The 19,730-nt window shown below is 41.2% G+C and carries 14 protein-coding genes, 1 tRNA gene and 2 rRNA genes; all 17 read left to right on the plus strand.

Annotation, left to right across the window (positions count from 1 at the left end; translation table 11 throughout):
- The 17 genes from dnaA (at position 1) to PW220_RS00085 (ending at position 19,717) form a co-directional block, all read left to right on the plus strand.
- Positions 1-1,368 carry a chromosomal replication initiator protein DnaA gene (gene dnaA, locus PW220_RS00005; RefSeq protein ID WP_172090573.1) on the plus strand — a complete coding sequence of 456 codons (1,368 nt, stop codon included), beginning with the start codon at positions 1-3 and terminating at the stop codon, positions 1,366-1,368.
- 153 nt (positions 1,369-1,521) lie between these two features.
- Positions 1,522-2,658: a DNA polymerase III subunit beta gene (gene dnaN, locus PW220_RS00010; RefSeq protein ID WP_172090574.1), complete on the plus strand. Its 1,137-nt coding sequence runs from the start codon at positions 1,522-1,524 to the stop codon at positions 2,656-2,658.
- 69 nt (positions 2,659-2,727) lie between these two features.
- Positions 2,728-2,931, plus strand: coding sequence for a DUF951 domain-containing protein (locus PW220_RS00015; RefSeq protein WP_024387288.1), 204 nt, complete (start codon positions 2,728-2,730; stop codon positions 2,929-2,931).
- Positions 2,932-3,034: 103 nt separating this feature from the next.
- Entirely contained in the window at positions 3,035-3,394 is a 360-nt protein-coding gene (locus PW220_RS00020) for a helix-turn-helix domain-containing protein (RefSeq protein WP_248055863.1), read from the plus strand.
- 84 nt (positions 3,395-3,478) lie between these two features.
- Positions 3,479-4,594, plus strand: a complete 1,116-nt coding sequence (ychF, locus tag PW220_RS00025; RefSeq protein WP_248055864.1) for a redox-regulated ATPase YchF — start codon at positions 3,479-3,481, stop codon at positions 4,592-4,594.
- A gap of 53 nt (positions 4,595-4,647) precedes the next feature.
- Entirely contained in the window at positions 4,648-5,217 is a 570-nt protein-coding gene (gene pth / locus PW220_RS00030) for an aminoacyl-tRNA hydrolase (RefSeq protein ID WP_024398528.1), read from the plus strand.
- A complete protein-coding gene (mfd, locus tag PW220_RS00035) occupies positions 5,217-8,711 on the plus strand; it encodes a transcription-repair coupling factor (protein WP_248055865.1) in 3,495 nt (1,164 codons plus the stop codon). The genes pth and mfd overlap by 1 nt, the downstream gene beginning before the upstream one ends.
- Positions 8,712-8,761: 50 nt before the next feature.
- Positions 8,762-9,034: an RNA-binding S4 domain-containing protein gene (locus tag PW220_RS00040; RefSeq protein WP_248055867.1), complete on the plus strand. Its 273-nt coding sequence runs from the start codon at positions 8,762-8,764 to the stop codon at positions 9,032-9,034.
- The gene (locus PW220_RS00045; RefSeq protein ID WP_044678578.1) at positions 9,021-9,389 is read left to right on the plus strand and encodes an FtsB family cell division protein; all 369 of its coding nucleotides are present in this window, start codon (positions 9,021-9,023) and stop codon (positions 9,387-9,389) included. Before PW220_RS00040 ends, PW220_RS00045 begins: the two co-directional genes overlap by 14 nt.
- Entirely contained in the window at positions 9,386-9,499 is a 114-nt protein-coding gene (locus PW220_RS00050) for an SP_0009 family protein (RefSeq protein ID WP_316716436.1), read from the plus strand. The genes PW220_RS00045 and PW220_RS00050 overlap by 4 nt, the downstream gene beginning before the upstream one ends.
- 12 nt (positions 9,500-9,511) lie before the next feature.
- A complete protein-coding gene (locus PW220_RS00055; protein WP_248055869.1) occupies positions 9,512-10,792 on the plus strand; it encodes a serine hydrolase in 1,281 nt (426 codons plus the stop codon).
- Entirely contained in the window at positions 10,793-12,061 is a 1,269-nt protein-coding gene (tilS, locus tag PW220_RS00060; protein ID WP_248055871.1) for a tRNA lysidine(34) synthetase TilS, read from the plus strand.
- 7 nt (positions 12,062-12,068) lie between these two features.
- The gene (hpt, locus tag PW220_RS00065) at positions 12,069-12,611 is read left to right on the plus strand and encodes a hypoxanthine phosphoribosyltransferase (protein WP_105114116.1); all 543 of its coding nucleotides are present in this window, start codon (positions 12,069-12,071) and stop codon (positions 12,609-12,611) included.
- Positions 12,612-12,632: 21 nt separating this feature from the next.
- Positions 12,633-14,606, plus strand: coding sequence for an ATP-dependent zinc metalloprotease FtsH (ftsH, locus tag PW220_RS00070; protein WP_248055872.1), 1,974 nt, complete (start codon positions 12,633-12,635; stop codon positions 14,604-14,606).
- Positions 14,607-14,966: 360 nt separating this feature from the next.
- Positions 14,967-16,523: ribosomal RNA gene (locus PW220_RS00075) — 16S ribosomal RNA — on the plus strand.
- 52 nt (positions 16,524-16,575) lie between these two features.
- A tRNA-Ala gene (locus PW220_RS00080) sits at positions 16,576-16,648 on the plus strand.
- Positions 16,649-16,814: 166 nt separating this feature from the next.
- Positions 16,815-19,717, plus strand: a 23S ribosomal RNA gene (locus PW220_RS00085).
- The 16S and 23S rRNA genes sit together here with 1 tRNA gene alongside, the layout of an rRNA operon.
- The last annotated feature ends 13 nt before the right edge of the window (positions 19,718-19,730 follow it).

Consider the following 19,730-nt stretch of genomic DNA (forward strand, 5'->3'; position numbering starts at 1 on the left):
ATGAATAAAGAACAACAATTCTGGCAACGATTTATTGAACTAGTCCAAGCAAGTTTCAAAGCTTCCATTTATGATTTTTACGTTGCAGATGCAAGATTACTAAACCTAGAACAGCAAGTAGCCACCATCTTCTTAAATCGCCCATTTAAAAAAGATTTCTGGGAAACAAACTTTGAGGAGCTAATGATTGCGGCTAGTTTTGAAATTTTCGGTGAACCGCTCACTACTCGCTACCAATTTACAGAAGAAGTGACTGAAGTAGTTTCTACTACTAGAACAACATACAGCCCTTCCACCCCGTCTTCTATAACTGATATAGCAGAGGGAGTACTACAACCTGTTCATTCTGATATAAAATCCCAATATACCTTTTCAAACTTTGTTCAAGGAGATAACAATCATTGGGCAAAAGCGGCTGCACTAGCTGTTTCTGATAACTTAGGAGAGCTCTATAATCCACTATTTATCTTTGGTGGACCAGGTTTAGGGAAAACTCATATTCTAAATGCAATCGGTAATAAGGTCCTAGCTGACAATCCTCATGCAAAAATAAAGTATGTTTCATCAGAAACTTTTATCAATGAGTTATTGGAACACATGCGATTAAATAAAATGAAACAGTTCAAAGAAATCTATCGTAATCTTGACCTGCTCCTCATTGATGATATCCAATCCATTCAGAAAAAAGAAACCACGCAAGAAGAATTTTTCCATACTTTCAATGCACTCCATCAAAAAAATAAACAAATAGTCCTGACAAGTGATAGAAACCCTGACTATCTAGACAATCTTGAAGAACGATTAGTCACTCGTTTTAAGTGGGGCTTAACGAGTGAAATCACACCTCCTGACTTTGAAACACGCATTGCTATTTTACGCAATAAATGCGAGGCCTTCCCTTATGATTTCACTAATGATACCCTGTCCTACTTAGCAGGTCAATTTGATTCCAACGTCCGTGATCTTGAGGGAGCATTGAAAGACATTAACCTACTTGCTACCATGCGAAATCTGTCTGAGATAACAGTAGAAGTAGCTGCTGAAGCCATTCGTTCTAGGAAGCAAACAAACCCTCAAAACATGGTCATTCCGATTGAAAAAATCCAAACAGAAGTTGGAAATTTCTATGGAGTTAGCCTCAAAGAAATAAAGGGCTCTAAACGTGTCCAACACATTGTTCACGCGCGCCAGGTTGCTATGTTCTTAGCCCGCGAAATGACAGACAACTCTTTGCCAAAAATTGGTAGAGAATTTGGTAATCGTGACCATACAACAGTCATGCACGCCTATAATAAGATTAAAAGTTTGCTAATGGATGATGATAATTTAGAAATCGAAATAACCAGTATCAAAAATAAAATTCGATGACCTGTGTATAAGTTTTAAAAAATCCATCTACTTTTCCACAAGTTGTGAACAAGCTATTTTTCTTGAAATTTATGGCTTTGACCTACTTTTCCACAGAATACACAGGACCTACTACTACTACTAACCTTATAAATAATAAATAAAGGAGTTTCCATGATTCAATTTTCAATTAACAAAAATGTATTTCTCCAAGCACTAAATACAACTAAACGAGCAATCAGCACAAAAAATGCTATTCCCATTCTTTCAACTGTTAAAATCACGGTTACTAGTGATGGAATTACTTTAACAGGTTCTAATGGACAGATTTCTATCGAACATTTTATTTCTATCCAGGATGAAAATGCAGGTCTGTTGATAAGCTCTCCTGGCGCTATTCTTTTAGAAGCAGGCTTCTTTATCAATATTGTATCTAGCCTACCTGATGTTGTAGTTGATTTTAATGAAATTGAGCAAAAGCAAGTTGTACTAACAAGTGGTAAGTCTGAAATTACTTTGAAAGGTAAAGATGCGGAACAGTATCCTCGTCTGCAAGAAGTGCCAACTTCAAAACCTTTGGTCCTAGAAACAAAAGTACTAAAACAAACTATCAATGAAACAGCCTTTGCAGCTTCATTACAAGAAAGTCGCCCAATACTAACAGGTGTTCACTTTGTCTTGACAGATAATAAAAATCTAAAAACAGTTGCGACAGATTCACACCGTATGAGCCAACGAAAATTAGTTCTTGAAAAAGCAGGGGACGATTTTAATGTGGTGATTCCAAGTCGTTCTCTTCGCGAATTTACAGTCGTTTTTACGGATGATATCGAAACTGTAGAAGTATTCTTCTCCAACAATCAAATCCTTTTCAGAAGTGAGCATATTAGTTTCTATACACGCTTGCTTGAAGGAACCTATCCAGATACGGATCGCCTGATTCCAACGGAATTCAAAACAGTTGCTGTCTTTGACACAGCTAATCTCCGTCATTCAATGGAACGTGCCCGTCTTCTTTCAAATGCAACTCAGAATGGTACAGTGAAACTTGAGATTGCTAACAATATTGTCACAGCTCATGTAAACTCACCAGAAGTTGGACGTGTAAACGAAGAATTGGATACCTTGGAAGTGACCGGTGAAGACTTGGTAATTAGTTTTAACCCGACTTACTTGATTGAAGCCTTGAAGGCTACCAATAGTGAGCAGGTCAAAATTAGCTTTATCTCATCTGTTCGTCCATTTACAGTGGTACCAAATAGCGAAGGGGATGACCTCATTCAATTGGTGACACCAGTTCGAACCAACTAATTCCAACATAAACGGCTAGTTTAGCCGTTTTTATGTTATACTGAAAGAAATAGAACTAAAGGAGTATCTATGTACCAATTAGGAACCTTTGTCGAAATGAAAAAGCCCCATGCCTGTGTCATCAAATCGACCGGCAAGAAGGCCAATAAGTGGGAGGTTATCCGACTAGGAGCAGATATTAAAATCCGCTGCAGTAATTGTGACCATGTTGTTATGATGAGCCGGCATGATTTTGAACGAAAAATGAAACAAGTTCTGCCGAGTGAAGCTTAGTTGACAGTTTGCAACTGCTGGTTGCGATTTTTTCCTAAAAATTGCTAGTCAACTCTTCCTTTCTAAGCTATAATAGACTTAGAAAAAAGAGGAGGAAATGATCATGAAGCAGTTAGCACAGCAAATTCGAGTTTTACGCACATCCAAGAACCTATCCCAAGATGAGTTGGCAGAGAAACTCTATATTTCCCGTCAGGCTGTTTCCAAGTGGGAAAATGGCGAAGCAACGCCAGATATTGATAAACTGGTTCAGCTGGCAGAAATCTTTGGTGTTAGTCTGGATTATCTGGTTTTAGGAAAAGAGCATGAGAAGGAAATTGTGGTGGAACAACGAGGAAAAATGAATGGTTGGGAATACTTGTACGAAGAATCCAAACGACCTCTTACAAGAGGAGATGTTGTCGTTCTCATTTTTTTTGCAGTTATATTTTTAGGTGGATTATTCATTAAGTATTATTTTTAACGAAGCTTGCCAAACAGCAAGCTTTTTCTCTACTTTTCTGCTATAATAGTCATGATTGAATTTTTAATTGGAGAGTAAAAAAACATGGCTTTAACAGCAGGAATCGTCGGTTTGCCAAACGTTGGTAAATCAACCCTATTTAACGCAATTACCAAGGCAGGAGCAGAGGCAGCAAACTATCCTTTCGCGACTATTGATCCAAACGTCGGCATGGTGGAAGTGCCTGATGAGCGTCTGCAGAAGTTGACAGAACTCATCACCCCTAAAAAGACTGTACCAACCACCTTTGAATTTACCGATATTGCCGGTATCGTAAAAGGTGCTTCTAAAGGTGAGGGGCTTGGAAATAAATTCTTGGCCAATATTCGTGAGGTTGATGCCATTGTCCACGTGGTGCGTGCCTTTGATGATGAAAATGTCATGCGTGAACAAGGCCGTGAAGACGCCTTTGTGGACCCTATCGCAGATATTGATACTATTAACCTAGAATTGATTTTGGCGGACCTAGAGAGCATCAACAAGCGTTATGCGCGTGTAGAAAAAATGGCACGTACGCAAAAAGACAAGGATTCTGTCGCAGAATTTGCAGTTCTTGAAAAAATCAAACCTGTCCTAGAAGACGGGAAATCTGCTCGTACAGTTGACTTCACCGATGAAGAACAAAAAATCGTCAAGCAACTTTTCCTTTTAACGACCAAGCCAGTCCTCTATGTTGCCAACGTCGATGAAGACAAGGTAGCAGATCCTGAGTCTATCAGCTATGTTCAGCAAATCCGCGACTTTGCGGCAACAGAAAATGCAGAAGTAGTAGTGATTTCTGCGCGTGCAGAAGAGGAAATCTCAGAGTTGGACGATGAAGACAAGGTTGAATTTTTAGAAGCCCTTGGTCTGACAGAATCTGGCGTGGATAAATTGACCCGTGCAGCCTACCACTTGCTTGGACTTGGTACCTACTTTACAGCAGGGGAAAAAGAAGTGCGTGCTTGGACTTTCAAACGTGGCATCAAGGCTCCACAAGCCGCTGGTATCATCCACTCAGACTTTGAAAAAGGCTTTATTCGTGCGGTGACCATGTCTTATGATGATTTAATGACCTACGGCTCTGAGAAGGCTGTTAAGGAAGCAGGACGCCTCCGTGAAGAAGGAAAAGAGTACGTGGTTCAAGATGGGGACATCATGGAGTTCCGCTTTAACGTATAATAGAAAATCAGGTTGGAAAGTATTTTCCAGCCTTTTGGTATTAAGGAGAAAAAATGACAAGATTGATCATCGGCCTAGGAAATCCTGGGGACCGTTATTTTGAAACAAAACATAACGTTGGTTTTATGTTGCTGGATAAGATTGCCAAACGTGAAAATGTGACCTTTAGTCACGATAAGATTTTCCAAGCAGACATTGCCACAACCTTTATTGATGGTGAAAAAATTTACCTGGTCAAACCAACGACTTTCATGAATGAATCAGGTAAGGCTGTTCATGCCTTGATGGCCTATTATGGATTGGATGAGACTGATATTCTGGTGGCTTATGATGATTTGGACATGGCAGTAGGGAAAATCCGTTTCCGACAAAAAGGTTCGGCAGGTGGCCACAACGGGATTAAGTCCATTGTTAAGCATATTGGCACACAGGAATTTGACCGTATCAAGATTGGTATTGGACGACCAAAAGGAAAAATGAGTGTTGTCAACCATGTCCTATCAGGATTTGACACAGAAGACCGTATTGAAATCGACTTAGCACTAGATAAACTTGACAAGGCTGTCAACTTCTATTTGGAAGAAGATGATTTTGATACCATTATGAGAAAGTTTAATGGCTAATGAATATACTAGATATACTTCACAAGAACAAACAGATCAATCAATGGCAGTCTGGTTTGAACAAATCAACACGCCAGTTACTATTAGGATTGTCTGGAACCAGTAAGTCATTAGTCATGGCGACTGCCTACGATAGTTTAGCTGAGAAAATAATGATTGTAACGGCTAGTCAGAATGAAGCGGAGAGGTTGGTTACAGATTTATCAGCCATTATAGGCAGTGAGAATGTTTACAACTTCTTTACAGATGATAGTCCGATTGCAGAGTTTGTTTTCGCTTCTAAGGAACGAACGCAGTCAAGAATTGATAGCTTGAATTTTCTGACTGATCCAACTCAGTCAGGAGTTCTAGTTGTCAGCATGGCTGCTTGTAGGATTCTGTTACCGAATCCAGAAATATTTAGAGAGTCAAAAATTCAAATCGAAGTTGGTCAAGAAATAGAAGTTGACAATCTTGTAAAGAAACTTGTCAACACAGGCTACAAAAAGGTGTCCAGAGTTTTAACTCAGGGAGAATTTAGCCAACGAGGGGACATCCTAGATGTTTTTGATATGCAAGCCGATGCCCCTTATCGTTTAGAATTTTTTGGAGATGAGATTGATGGCATTCGTATCTTTGATGTTGACAGTCAGAAGTCTTTAGAAAATTTGGATAGCATCAGCATTGCTCCAGCATCGGATATTCTTTTGACAGCTACTGACTATGAACGGGCCTGCAGTAGCATTGAAACAGCTATTGAACAATCGCATATAGAAGAGCAGCAGTCTTATTTACGGGAAGTTTTGGCGGATCTGCAAACAGAATATCGTCATCCCGATTTACGAAAATTTCTCTCATTTTTATATGAACAATCTTGGACATTGTTGGATTATTTGCCAAAGGGCTCTCCCTTATTTTTAGATGATTTTCATAAAATCGCTGACAAGCAGGCTCAATTCGAAAAAGAAACAGCAGAGTTGTTGACAGATGATTTACAAAAGGGTAAATCAGTGTCAAGTTTAAACTATTTTGCATCTACCTATTCGGAATTAAGAAAATATAAACCTGCTACCTTCTTTTCAAGTTTTCAAAAGGGGTTAGGAAATGTAAAATTTGATGCCCTCTATCAATTTACTCAACATCCTATGCAGGAATTCTTCCATCAAATTCCCCTCTTGAAAGAAGAACTAACTCGGTATACAAAGTCGAAGAATACAGTCATTATTCAAGCAAGTTCTGAAGTAAGTTTACAGACTTTACAAAAATCTTTACAGGAGTATGGTATCCAGCTACCTACCTATCCATCGGATAAATTAGTAGAAGGTCAACAACAAGTGACCATTGGTCAGTTAGCTTCTGGATTTCATTTGATGGATGAGAAGTTCGTTCTCATTACTGAAAAAGAGATTTTTAATAAAAAGATTAAGCGTAAGGTCCGTAGAACTAATATTTCTAATGCTGAGCGCATTAAGGACTATAGTGAGCTAGCTGTTGGTGACTATGTCGTTCACCATGTTCACGGGATCGGTCAGTATTTAGGGATAGAAACCATTGAAATATCAGGCATCCACCGTGACTATGTGACAGTTCAATATCAAAATGCTGATCGTATTTCCATTCCTGTAGAGCAGATTGATCTCCTTTCCAAATACTTAGCCTCCGATGGAAAAGCTCCCAAGGTCAATAAACTGAACGATGGTCGTTTCCAACGAACCAAGCAAAAAGTTCAGAAGCAGGTAGAGGATATTGCGGATGATTTGATTAAGCTTTACGCTGAACGTAGCCAATTGAAAGGCTTTGCCTTTTCACCTGATGATGAAAATCAAGTTGAATTTGACAACTACTTTACACACGTGGAAACAGATGATCAACTCCGTTCCATTGATGAAATCAAAAAAGATATGGAAAAAGACTCTCCAATGGATCGCCTGTTAGTAGGAGATGTTGGATTTGGTAAGACAGAAGTAGCCATGCGGGCTGCCTTTAAAGCTGTTAATGATGGCAAGCAAGTAGCTATTCTTGTTCCAACGACTGTTTTAGCCCAGCAACATTATGCTAATTTCCAAGAACGATTTGCTGAATTTCCTGTCAATGTGGATGTTATGAGTCGTTTTAAAACAAAGGCAGAGCAGGAAAAAACACTAGAGAAGCTGAAAAAAGGTCAAGTTGACATCTTGATTGGTACCCATCGCCTTCTATCAAAAGATGTTATTTTTGCCGATTTAGGTTTACTGGTCATTGACGAAGAGCAACGGTTTGGTGTCAAGCATAAGGAACGCTTGAAGGAATTAAAAAAGAAGATTGATGTTTTGACATTGACTGCAACCCCAATTCCTCGTACCTTACAAATGTCTATGTTGGGAATTCGCGACTTATCAGTAATTGAGACGCCACCGACCAATCGCTATCCTGTCCAAACCTATGTTATGGAAACGAATGCGTCTGTCATTAGGGATGCAATTTTACGTGAAATTGATCGTGGAGGACAGGTTTACTATCTTTACAACAAAGTTGACACCATTGAGCAAAAAGTTTCGGAATTAAAAGAATTAGTTCCAGAAGCAACCATCGGATACGTCCATGGTCAAATGTCAGAAATTCAGCTAGAAAATACCCTTTATGCCTTTGTTGAGGGCGAATATGATATCTTAGTGACCACAACAATCATTGAAACGGGTGTTGATATTCCAAATGCGAATACCTTATTTATTGAAAATGCCGATCACATGGGACTGTCAACTCTCTATCAACTTCGAGGTCGTGTCGGTCGTTCCAATCGGATTGCCTACGCCTATCTTATGTATCGTCCTGATAAATCCTTGACAGAAGTGGCTGAAAAACGTTTGGAAGCTATTAAGGGCTTTACAGAACTAGGTTCTGGTTTCAAGATTGCCATGCAAGATTTGTCCATTCGCGGTGCGGGAAATATCCTGGGAGCTGCCCAATCTGGCTTTATTGATTCAGTTGGTTACGAACTCTATTCTCAACTCTTAGAACAAGCTATCTTAGAAAAACAAGGTAAGGCAGCTCAACGTCAGAAAAGCAATTCAGAGGTCAATCTACAGATCGATGCCTACCTACCAAGTGACTATATTGCTGACCAACGTCAAAAAATTGAAATTTACAAGCGTATAAAGAATGTTGACAGTCGTGTAAACTATCAAGAATTACAGGAAGAATTGATTGACCGTTTTGGAGAGTATCCTGATGTAGTAGCCTACTTGCTTGAAATCGGTCTATTGAAGTCATTTTTAGATCAAGTTTTCTGTCATACAGTTCTTAGACGACAACATCAAGTGACAGTGACATTCGAACCTATGGCTGGTCAAATTTTCCTAACGCAAGATTACTTTGAAGCACTATCTGCTACGAATTTGAAAGCTCAGATAACGGAAAATAAAGGAAAGCTAGCTGTTGTGTTTAACATTCAACAGAAAAAAGACTTTGAAATTATTGAAGAATTGATTTCTTTTGCGGAGAAGTTACAAGAAATCAAGACCAGAAAGACAGAATAAATTTCTCAATTAGATGAAAAAATGGTAGAATATATAGTTGAGGTAAGTTTATGAGACTAGATAAATATTTAAAAGTTTCTCGCATTATCAAGCGTCGGACAGTTGCAAAGGAAGTAGCTGATAAGGGAAGGATTAAAGTTAATGGTATTTTGGCTAAGTCTTCAACAGATTTGAAAGTGAATGATCAGGTTGAAATCCAATTTGGCAATAAGTTGCTAACTGTAAAAGTCCTTGAAATGAAAGATTCTACAAAAAAAGAAGATGCACTGAAAATGTATGAAATTGTCAGTGAAAAAAGGATAGAAGCAGATGAGAAAATCTAAAATCCTGCAGTTGAATAATGCCTTTATTCAATCGGAACGTGCAAAATCTCAGAATAAATTGGCAGAGCGTCAGCAGAAAAATCGTTTCATGGCTGCTATTTTGGTTTTGGTTATCTTTTTATTTATGTTGCCAGCCTATAATCTGGTGGTGACCTATACAACTATTCAGCAACAGGAAAAGAAGTTAGCTGAATTAGAAAAAAACTATGATGAATTGACCAAAGAGCAAAAACAAGTAGCCGAAATGGTTACGAAATTAAAGAATGAAGATTACGCTGCCAAATATGTTCGTGCCAAATACCAATACTCTAAAGAAGGGGAATTTGTCTACAATATTCCAGGGTTACCAAAATGACAGATTCTATTTTTAAAATTGTAGAGCAATTTCTACAGCATTCGGAAGAGAAGTTGGCAGAGTTGTCTCAAAAAAATCAGGAATTGAAGTTAGAGGAAAAGGATTTATAGAAGGGAGGGAGTATGCAGAAGAAACTGCTCGTATGGTTATTGCCAGTTTTATTTGGATGGCAGGTGGTTGATAGTACAGAAATACCGTTTAAACTCACAGCACAAGAAGAATATGAATTGACTCAGACAGTATATGACCAGTATTTTCAGACTATCCCTCAAAATCCAAATGTGTTTCAAGTTGAAAATCTTTATTCTGACCTAGAATTAACACAAGTAGTAGGTCAGTTGAAACCAAATCAGGCTTTTTCCATCACAGACGTGATTGTGAATTCCAAAAAAGAGTTGGTTTTTCAGATTGACAATGCTTCCTATATTGTGGCAGATACCAATAAATTATTTGATGACGTCGTTTTAACAGAAACTCTTGTTGAGCAGACCTACTGGACAAATAAAAATCTTACTGTTCTATCTTCTCCGATAGCAAATCAAGCCAAGGAAGTCAAAACAGATATACAGGCTTATCAAGCTGTTACCATTTCTAAAATTTCTACTACGCCAATAGGTGACTTTGCTTATGTCGCAGACAAGGGCTGGATTGCTATGGACGATTTGTCTACAGTTGACAATAGAATGGAAGCCGTTCAAGCCTTGCTCACACAAAAATATTCTAAAAACAACATTGGAATATATGTTAAGCAACTTTCAACTGGTCAGTCAGCGGGTCTTAATCAAGATAAGGTGTTTTATTCTGCCAGTATTGCTAAATTACCAATCCTTTACTATGTTCAGGAGCAAATCAATGCTGGTCAGATTGATTTGACAACGAAAGTCAAATATACAGCAGAATCCATGGTATTTCCTGGTGCTTATGTCGTTGGTGGTAGCGGTTCTTTATCAAAAACACCAGATAATAAAGAATATTCACTGGAAGAATTGATTAACAAGACTGCTAAAGAGTCAGATAATGTAGCCAGTAATTTACTTTCTTATTATGTGACACATAGATTTGATAAGGATTTTGAACAAATTATCACAGATGTTACAGACAGTAAGTGGGACATGGTTACACGTGAAACAACGGCAGAAGTTGCGGGAACAATGATGGAAGCCTTGTATGAACAAGAAGGCTACGTTTTAGAAAGCCTTCTGTCAACACAATTCGATAATCAGCGCATTTCAAAAGATATTGCCGTTCCAGTGGCCCATAAAATTGGTGATGCGGATGATGTCAAACATGACGTGGCCATTGTCTATGCAGAATCTCCGTTTGTTTTATCCATCTTTACAGATAAATCAAGCTATGATGAGATTACGCAAATTGCAAATGATATTTACGGGATTTTAAAGTAAATGAAAAATAGATTTTTAAAAGTGACACAGGAAGGTCACTTTTTTGATAAGCATGAGAAAGTTCTTGTAGCAGTTTCAGGTGGTTTGGATTCTATGAATTTATTTAATCTTTTATACCAATGCCGACAAGAATTGGGAATTTCTCTGGGACTTGCCCATGTTAATCATGGACAAAGAGAAGAATCTATTAGTGAAGAAAGCTACCTTAAGCAGTTAGCAGAGGATTGTACGGTTCCATTCTATCTATCACATTTTGAAGGAATGTTTTCAGAAGAAGCAGCGAGGAAATGGCGTTACGCATTCTTTGCGAAAATCATGGAGCAGGAAGGCTACACTGCACTGGTAACAGCCCACCATGCTGATGACCAAGCAGAGACAGTTTTGATGCGTTTGATTCGAGGAAGTCGCTTGCGACATCTGTCTGCTATTCAGCCTATCCAACCCTTTGCAAGCGGAGAACTCATTCGGCCACTCTTGTCTTTTAAAAAGTCTGACTTTGATACTGTGTTTCATTTTGAAGATGCTAGCAATCTTAGCTCAACCTATTTCAGAAATAGAGTTCGGCATGCTTATTTACCGCAATTTAAACAGGAAAATCCTAAAATTGAAAAAGCTCTATGTCACCTTGCAGATGATACCAGTAATTTATTACAGGCTTTGCGAGATTTAACCAACCATTTATCTGTAACAGATTTGACAAGTTTTCGACAGCAGACCCAGGCTGTACAGACTTATCTGCTAGAGGAGTATGTAGAGAAATTCCCTGATTTGCAACTATCACGTTCGCAATTTAATGAGCTCCTTCATATTTTGCAATCAAAAGCCAACTATAGACATCTACTAAAAAATAATTATATTCTAGAAAAAGAGTATGATAGTTTCAAAATTTATAAAATAGGACCTCAGACGGATGAGCAAAAAGAGCCAGTCATGGTAGAATCAGAAGGTATTTTTTCTTATGGTTCTTACATTTTTTCTCTCAATCAACCCCTTGAAAATACTGAGCAGATTTTATATTTTCCAAGTGAGGTTCCAATTCGATTGCGGGGCAGGCAGGCAGGAGATACTATCCTGATAAATGGTGTGAATAAAAAAGTTCGCCGCTGGTTTATTGACAATAAAATACCTCAACAAGTACGACAAGAGGCTGTTATTATTGAACAAGCAGGAGAAATTTATGGAATTGCCAATCTTGCTAGCAGTGATTTGAGTAAATCAATAAAAAATGATATAATCAAAGCTACCTTATATATTAAAATGAAAGAGTAGAACAACTATGTTGGACAAAGATATTAAGAAAATTCTTGTTTCAGAAGAAGAAATTGTTGCAAAATGTAAAGAACTTGGGCAAATTCTAGCAAACGATTACGCAGATAAGAACCCTATTCTTGTTGGAATTTTAAAAGGTTCTATTCCATTTATGGCAGAATTGATGAAGCATATTGATGCGCATATCGAAACGGATTATATGGTTGTTTCAAGCTATCATGGTGGTACGGAGAGTAGCGGAACTGTTAAAATCATCAAGGATTTAGATAACAGTGTTGCTGGTCGTCATATTATCTTTGTTGAGGATATTATTGATACTGGTCGTACCTTGAAGGAATTGAAAGAGCTTTTTGCATTCCGTCAAGCAGCTTCAATCAAGATTGCTACATTACTTGATAAACCAGAAGGTCGTGTAGTTGAAATTGAGCCAGACTATACTTGCTTCACTATTCCAAATGAATTTGTAGTTGGCTTTGGATTAGACTACGATGAAAACTACCGTAACCTTCCTTACGTTGGTGTACTAAAAGAGGAAGTTTATACAAAATAGAAAAAGGTTTCCTACTATATTATGAACAATCAACCAAATAAAGGATTTATAAGAAATCCTTTTCTCATTATTCTTGTCATCGCGACCATTCTTACAGCATTCCAATTTTTTAATGCAGGTCAACAGGTTGCGACTCAAGAAATCAGCTATTCACAAGTTATTACCGAGCTTAAGAATAATAACGTTTCAGAATTGACCTATCAACCAGATTCAAGTGTTATTGAAATTACTGGTAAGTACAAGACAGAACAGACTGCAACTGATGAACTAGCTTCTTCTATTAAGCTATTCCAAGTGTCAAATACTGTTACCTATAAAAACTTTAAATCGCTTATTCTACCGTCTGAAACAAATTTATCAGAATTACAAACCCTAGCAAATGAAAATGGTGTTAAGGTAACCATTAAACCAGAAAGTTCTAATGGACTATGGTTAAATATCATCTTTAATTTGTTACCGCTTGTTATCGTTGGTGTATTTTTCATGATGATGATGAACCAGGGTGGTGGCGGAGCTCGAGGAGCAATGAACTTTGGACGAAACAAAGCAAAAGCTCTTGAGCAAAGCAATATCAAAGTTCGTTTCTCAGATGTCGCAGGTGCAGAAGAAGAAAAACAAGAATTGGTAGAAGTGGTAGAGTTTTTGAAAGATCCTAAACGCTTTACCAAGCTTGGTGCCCGTATTCCAGCAGGTGTCTTATTAGAGGGACCTCCAGGAACAGGTAAAACTCTTTTGGCAAAAGCTGTAGCAGGTGAAGCAGGTGTTCCATTCTTCTCGATTTCTGGTTCTGATTTCGTTGAAATGTTTGTCGGTGTCGGTGCCAGCCGTGTTCGTTCATTATTTGAAGATGCAAAAAAAGCAGCACCAGCTATCATTTTCATCGATGAAATCGATGCTGTCGGTCGCCAACGTGGTGTCGGCATGGGTGGTGGTAATGACGAACGGGAACAAACCCTCAACCAACTCTTGATTGAAATGGATGGATTTGAAGGCAACGAAGGGATTATCGTCATTGCCGCAACCAACCGTAGTGATGTTTTAGACCCGGCCCTTCTTCGTCCAGGACGTTTTGACCGTAAGGTATTGGTTGGTCGTCCAGATGTCAAGGGTCGCGAAGCAATCCTTAAAGTTCATGCGAAGAATAAACCATTAGCAGCAGATGTAGACTTGAAATTGGTTGCTCAGCAAACTCCAGGTTTTGTTGGTGCTGATTTAGAGAACGTTCTTAACGAAGCAGCCCTTGTAGCCGCACGTCGAAACAAAACTGTCATTGATGCTTCAGATATTGATGAAGCAGAAGACCGTGTTATTGCAGGACCTTCTAAGAAAGACCGCCAAATTTCAGCTAAAGAACGTGAGATCGTTGCCTACCATGAAGCTGGTCATACGATTGTTGGACTTGTCTTATCAAATGCACGTGAAGTTCATAAAGTTACTATTGTACCACGTGGCCGTGCTGGTGGTTACATGATTGCCCTTCCAAAAGAAGACCAAATGCTCCTATCTAAAGAAGATATGAAAGAGCAATTAGCTGGTCTTATGGGTGGACGTGTCGCAGAAGAAATTATTTTCAATACCCAAACAACAGGTGCCTCAAATGATTTTGAACAAGCGACACAGATGGCGCGTGCTATGGTTGCAGAATATGGTATGAGTGAAAAAATGGGTCCAATGCAATACGAAGGTAGTCATGCTATGTTTGGTGGACAAACAACTCACAAACACATATCAGAACAAACTGCCTATGAATTAGACAACGAAGTCCGTGATTTGCTGAATGAAGCTCGCAATAAAGCGGCTGAAATTATTCATTCTAATCGCGAAACTCATAAATTAATCGCAGAAGCCTTGCTTAAATACGAAACTCTTGATAGTGTTCAAATTAAATCTCTTTATGAAACAGGCAAAATGCCAGAGAATATTGAACACGAGGACGAGGATGTTCATCCCCTTTCTTACGAAGAAGTAAAAGAGAAGATTAATACGAAGGAATAAATTTAACAGCTGATAATCATTTGAGGTTATCAGCTGTTCTTAATAAAAGGTAAAGATCAAAAAAGTTTTCAAAAAAATAGTTGACAAGTAGATAAGAAGATGATAAAATGAATGGGTTGTCAAATCTTCGTCTCTGTTAACACTAAAGAAATTAAAAAAAGTTTCAAAAAATAGTTGACAAGCCGTTGAAGAAATGATAAACTAAGATAGTTGTCGCAAGAGAGTGATGACGAACAAGACCTTTGAAAATTAAAGAAGACGAACCAAACGTGCAGGGTGATTTATCTGATGATAAATCGTCAATAACGAAAAAAACAATAAAACGGAAAGCTAGTGATAGCTTGAGTTTGAATCAAAACTTTTAATGAGAGTTTGATCCTGGCTCAGGACGAACGCTGGCGGCGTGCCTAATACATGCAAGTGGAACGCACTTATTTCACCGGAGCTTGCTCCACCGAGATAAGTGAGTCGCGAACGGGTGAGTAACGCGTAGGTAACCTGCCTCATAGCGGGGGATAACTATTGGAAACGATAGCTAATACCGCATAACAGTATTTATCGCATGGTAGATACTTGAAAGGAGCAACTGCTTCACTATGAGATGGACCTGCGTTGTATTAGCTAGTTGGTGGGGTAACGGCTCACCAAGGCCTCGATACATAGCCGACCTGAGAGGGTGATCGGCCACACTGGGACTGAGACACGGCCCAGACTCCTACGGGAGGCAGCAGTAGGGAATCTTCGGCAATGGGGGCAACCCTGACCGAGCAACGCCGCGTGAGTGAAGAAGGTTTTCGGATCGTAAAGCTCTGTTGTAAGAGAAGAACTGTGAGAAGAGTGGAAAGTTTCTCACTTGACGGTATCTTACCAGAAAGGGACGGCTAACTACGTGCCAGCAGCCGCGGTAATACGTAGGTCCCGAGCGTTGTCCGGATTTATTGGGCGTAAAGCGAGCGCAGGCGGTTTGATAAGTCTGAAGTAAAAGGCTGTGGCTTAACCATAGTACGCTTTGGAAACTGTCAAACTTGAGTGCAGAAGGGGAGAGTGGAATTCCATGTGTAGCGGTGAAATGCGTAGATATATGGAGGAACACCGGTGGCGAAAGCGGCTCTCTGGTCTGTAACTGACGCTGAGGCTCGAAAGCGTGGGGAGCGAACAGGATTAGATACCCTGGTAGTCCACGCCGTAAACGATGAGTGCTAGGTGTTGGGTCCTTTCCGGGACTCAGTGCCGCAGCTAACGCATTAAGCACTCCGCCTGGGGAGTACGACCGCAAGGTTGAAACTCAAAGGAATTGACGGGGGCCCGCACAAGCGGTGGAGCATGTGGTTTAATTCGAAGCAACGCGAAGAACCTTACCAGGTCTTGACATCCCAGTGACCGCCCTAGAGATAGGGTTTCTCTTCGGAGCACTGGTGACAGGTGGTGCATGGTTGTCGTCAGCTCGTGTCGTGAGATGTTGGGTTAAGTCCCGCAACGAGCGCAACCCCTATTGTTAGTTGCCATCATTCAGTTGGGCACTCTAGCGAGACTGCCGGTAATAAACCGGAGGAAGGTGGGGATGACGTCAAATCATCATGCCCCTTATGACCTGGGCTACACACGTGCTACAATGGCTGGTACAACGAGTCGCAAGTCGGTGACGACAAGCTAATCTCTTAAAGCCAGTCTCAGTTCGGATTGTAGGCTGCAACTCGCCTACATGAAGTCGGAATCGCTAGTAATCGCGGATCAGCACGCCGCGGTGAATACGTTCCCGGGCCTTGTACACACCGCCCGTCACACCACGAGAGTTTGTAACACCCGAAGTCGGTGAGGTAACCTTTTAGGAGCCAGCCGCCTAAGGTGGGATAGATGATTGGGGTGAAGTCGTAACAAGGTAGCCGTATCGGAAGGTGCGGCTGGATCACCTCCTTTCTAAGGAAACGGAACCTGTACGTTAATCTTCTTTAATTTTGAGAGGTCTTGTGGGGCCTTAGCTCAGCTGGGAGAGCGCCTGCTTTGCACGCAGGAGGTCAGCGGTTCGATCCCGCTAGGCTCCATTAACAACGGAAGTTGTTAAGGAATTGTCCATTGAAAATTGAATATCTATCAAACATTCCTGATGTATCTGCAAGGATACATTAAGAAATAGTAACAAGAAAATAAACCGAAAACGCTGTGAATATTTAATGAGTTTTCTAATTTTTGAAAAAATTAGGTTAATAAGGTTAAGTTAATAAGGGCGCACGGTGGATGCCTTGGCACTAGAAGCCGATGAAGGACGTGACTAACGACGAAATGCCTTGGGGAGCTGTAAGTAAGCAATGATCCAGGGGTGTCCGAATGGGGGAACCCGGCAGGTAATGCCTGTCACTCACTACTGTTAAGGTAGTGTAGAGGAAGACGCAGTGAACTGAAACATCTAAGTAGCTGCAGGAAGAGAAAGCAAAAGCGATTGCCTTAGTAGCGGCGAGCGAAACGGCAGGAGGGCAAACCGAAGAGTTTACTCTTCGGGGTTGTAGGACTGCAATGTGGACTTAAAGAGTATAGAAGAACTACCTGGGAAGGTAGGCCAAAGAGAGTAATAGCCTCGTATTTGAAATAGTCTTTATACCTAGCAGTATCCTGAGTACGGCGAGACACGCGAAATCTCGTCGGAATCCGGGAGGACCATCTCCCAACCCTAAATACTCTCTAGTGACCGATAGTGAACCAGTACCGTGAGGGAAAGGTGAAAAGTACCCCGGAAGGGGAGTGAAATAGAACCTGAAACCGTGTGCCTACAACAAGTTCGAGCCCGTTAATGGGTGAGAGCGTGCCTTTTGTAGAATGAACCGGCGAGTTACGTTATGATGCGAGGTTAAGTTGAAGAGACGGAGCCGTAGGGAAACCGAGTCTGAATAGGGCGCATTAGTATCATGACGTAGACCCGAAACCATGTGACCTACCCATGAGCAGGTTGAAGGTGCGGTAAGACGCACTGGAGGACCGAACCAGGGCACGTTGAAAAGTGCTTGGATGACTTGTGGGTAGCGGAGAAATTCCAAACGAACTTGGAGATAGCTGGTTCTCTCCGAAATAGCTTTAGGGCTAGCGTCGACATTAAGAATCTTGGAGGTAGAGCACTGTTTGGATGAGGGGGCCATCTCGGTTTACTGATTTCAGATAAACTCCGAATGCCAAAGATTTATGGTCGGCAGTCAGACTGCGAGTGCTAAGATCCGTAGTCGAAAGGGAAACAGCCCAGACCACCAGCTAAGGTCCCAAAATAATTGTTAAGTGGAAAAGGATGTGGGGTTGCACAGACAACTAGGATGTTAGCTTAGAAGCAGCTATTCATTCAAAGAGTGCGTAATAGCTCACTAGTCGAGTGACCCTGCGCCGAAAATGTACCGGGGCTAAAACAATTTACCGAAGCTGTGGATAACACTTAGGTGTTATGGTAGGAGAGCGTTCTATGTGTGAAGAAGGTATACCGTGAGGAGTGCTGGAACGCATAGAAGTGAGAATGCCGGTATGAGTAGCGAAAGATGGGTGAGAATCCCATCCACCGTAAGACTAAGGTTTCCAGGGGAAGGCTCGTCCGCCCTGGGTTAGTCGGGACCTAAGGAGAGACCGAAAGGTGTATCCGATGGACAACAGGTTGATATTCCTGTACTAGAGTATGAAGTGATGGAGGGACGCAGTAGGCTAACTAAAGCGGGCGATTGGAAGTGCCCGTCTAAGCAGTGAGGTGTGATATGAGTCAAATGCTTGTATCTGTAACATTGAGCTGTGATGGGGAGCGAAGTTTAGTAGCGAAGTTAGTGACGTCACACTGCCGAGAAAATCTTCTAGCGATGTATCATACTCTACCCGTACCGCAAACCGACACAGGTAGTCGAGGCGAGTAGCCTCAGGTGAGCGAGAGAACTCTCGTTAAGGAACTCGGCAAAATGACCCCGTAACTTCGGGAGAAGGGGTGCTGACTTTAAGTCAGCCGCAGTGAATAGGCCCAAGCAACTGTTTATCAAAAACACAGCTCTCTGCTAAATCGTAAGATGATGTATAGGGGGTGACGCCTGCCCGGTGCTGGAAGGTTAAGAGGAGGGTTTAGCGCAAGCGAAGATCTGAATTGAAGCCCCAGTAAACGGCGGCCGTAACTATAACGGTCCTAAGGTAGCGAAATTCCTTGTCGGGTAAGTTCCGACCCGCACGAAAGGCGTAATGATTTGGGCACTGTCTCAACGAGAGACTCGGTGAAATTTTAGTACCTGTGAAGATGCAGGTTACCCGCGACAGGACGGAAAGACCCCATGGAGCTTTACTGCAGTTTGATATTGAGTATCTGTACCACATGTACAGGATAGGTAGGAGCCTAAGAAGTCGGGACGCCAGTTTCGACAGAGGCGCTGTTGGGATACTACCCTTGTGTTATGGCTACTCTAACCCGGTAGGTTTATCATCTACGGAGACAGTGTCTGACGGGCAGTTTGACTGGGGCGGTCGCCTCCTAAAAGGTAACGGAGGCGCCCAAAGGTTCCCTCAGAATGGTTGGAAATCATTCGCAGAGTGTAAAGGTATAAGGGAGCTTGACTGCGAGAGCTACAACTCGAGCAGGGACGAAAGTCGGGCTTAGTGATCCGGTGGTTCCGTATGGAAGGGCCATCGCTCAACGGATAAAAGCTACCCTGGGGATAACAGGCTTATCTCCCCCAAGAGTTCACATCGACGGGGAGGTTTGGCACCTCGATGTCGGCTCGTCGCATCCTGGGGCTGTAGTCGGTCCCAAGGGTTGGGCTGTTCGCCCATTAAAGCGGCACGCGAGCTGGGTTCAGAACGTCGTGAGACAGTTCGGTCCCTATCCGTCGCGGGCGTAGGAAATTTGAGAGGATCTGCTCCTAGTACGAGAGGACCAGAGTGGACTTACCGCTGGTGTACCAGTTGTCTTGCCAAAGGCATCGCTGGGTAGCTATGTAGGGACGGGATAAACGCTGAAAGCATCTAAGTGTGAAACCCACCTCAAGATGAGATTTCCCATAACTTTATGTTAGTAAGAGCCCTGAGAGATGATCAGGTAGATAGGTTGGAAGTGGAAGTGTGGTGACACATGTAGCGGACCAATACTAATCGCTCGAGGACTTATCCTAGATAAGCAAAATT

This window comes from Streptococcus sp. 29892 (genome assembly GCF_032594935.1).
GTDB lineage: Bacteria > Bacillota > Bacilli > Lactobacillales > Streptococcaceae > Streptococcus > Streptococcus hyiners.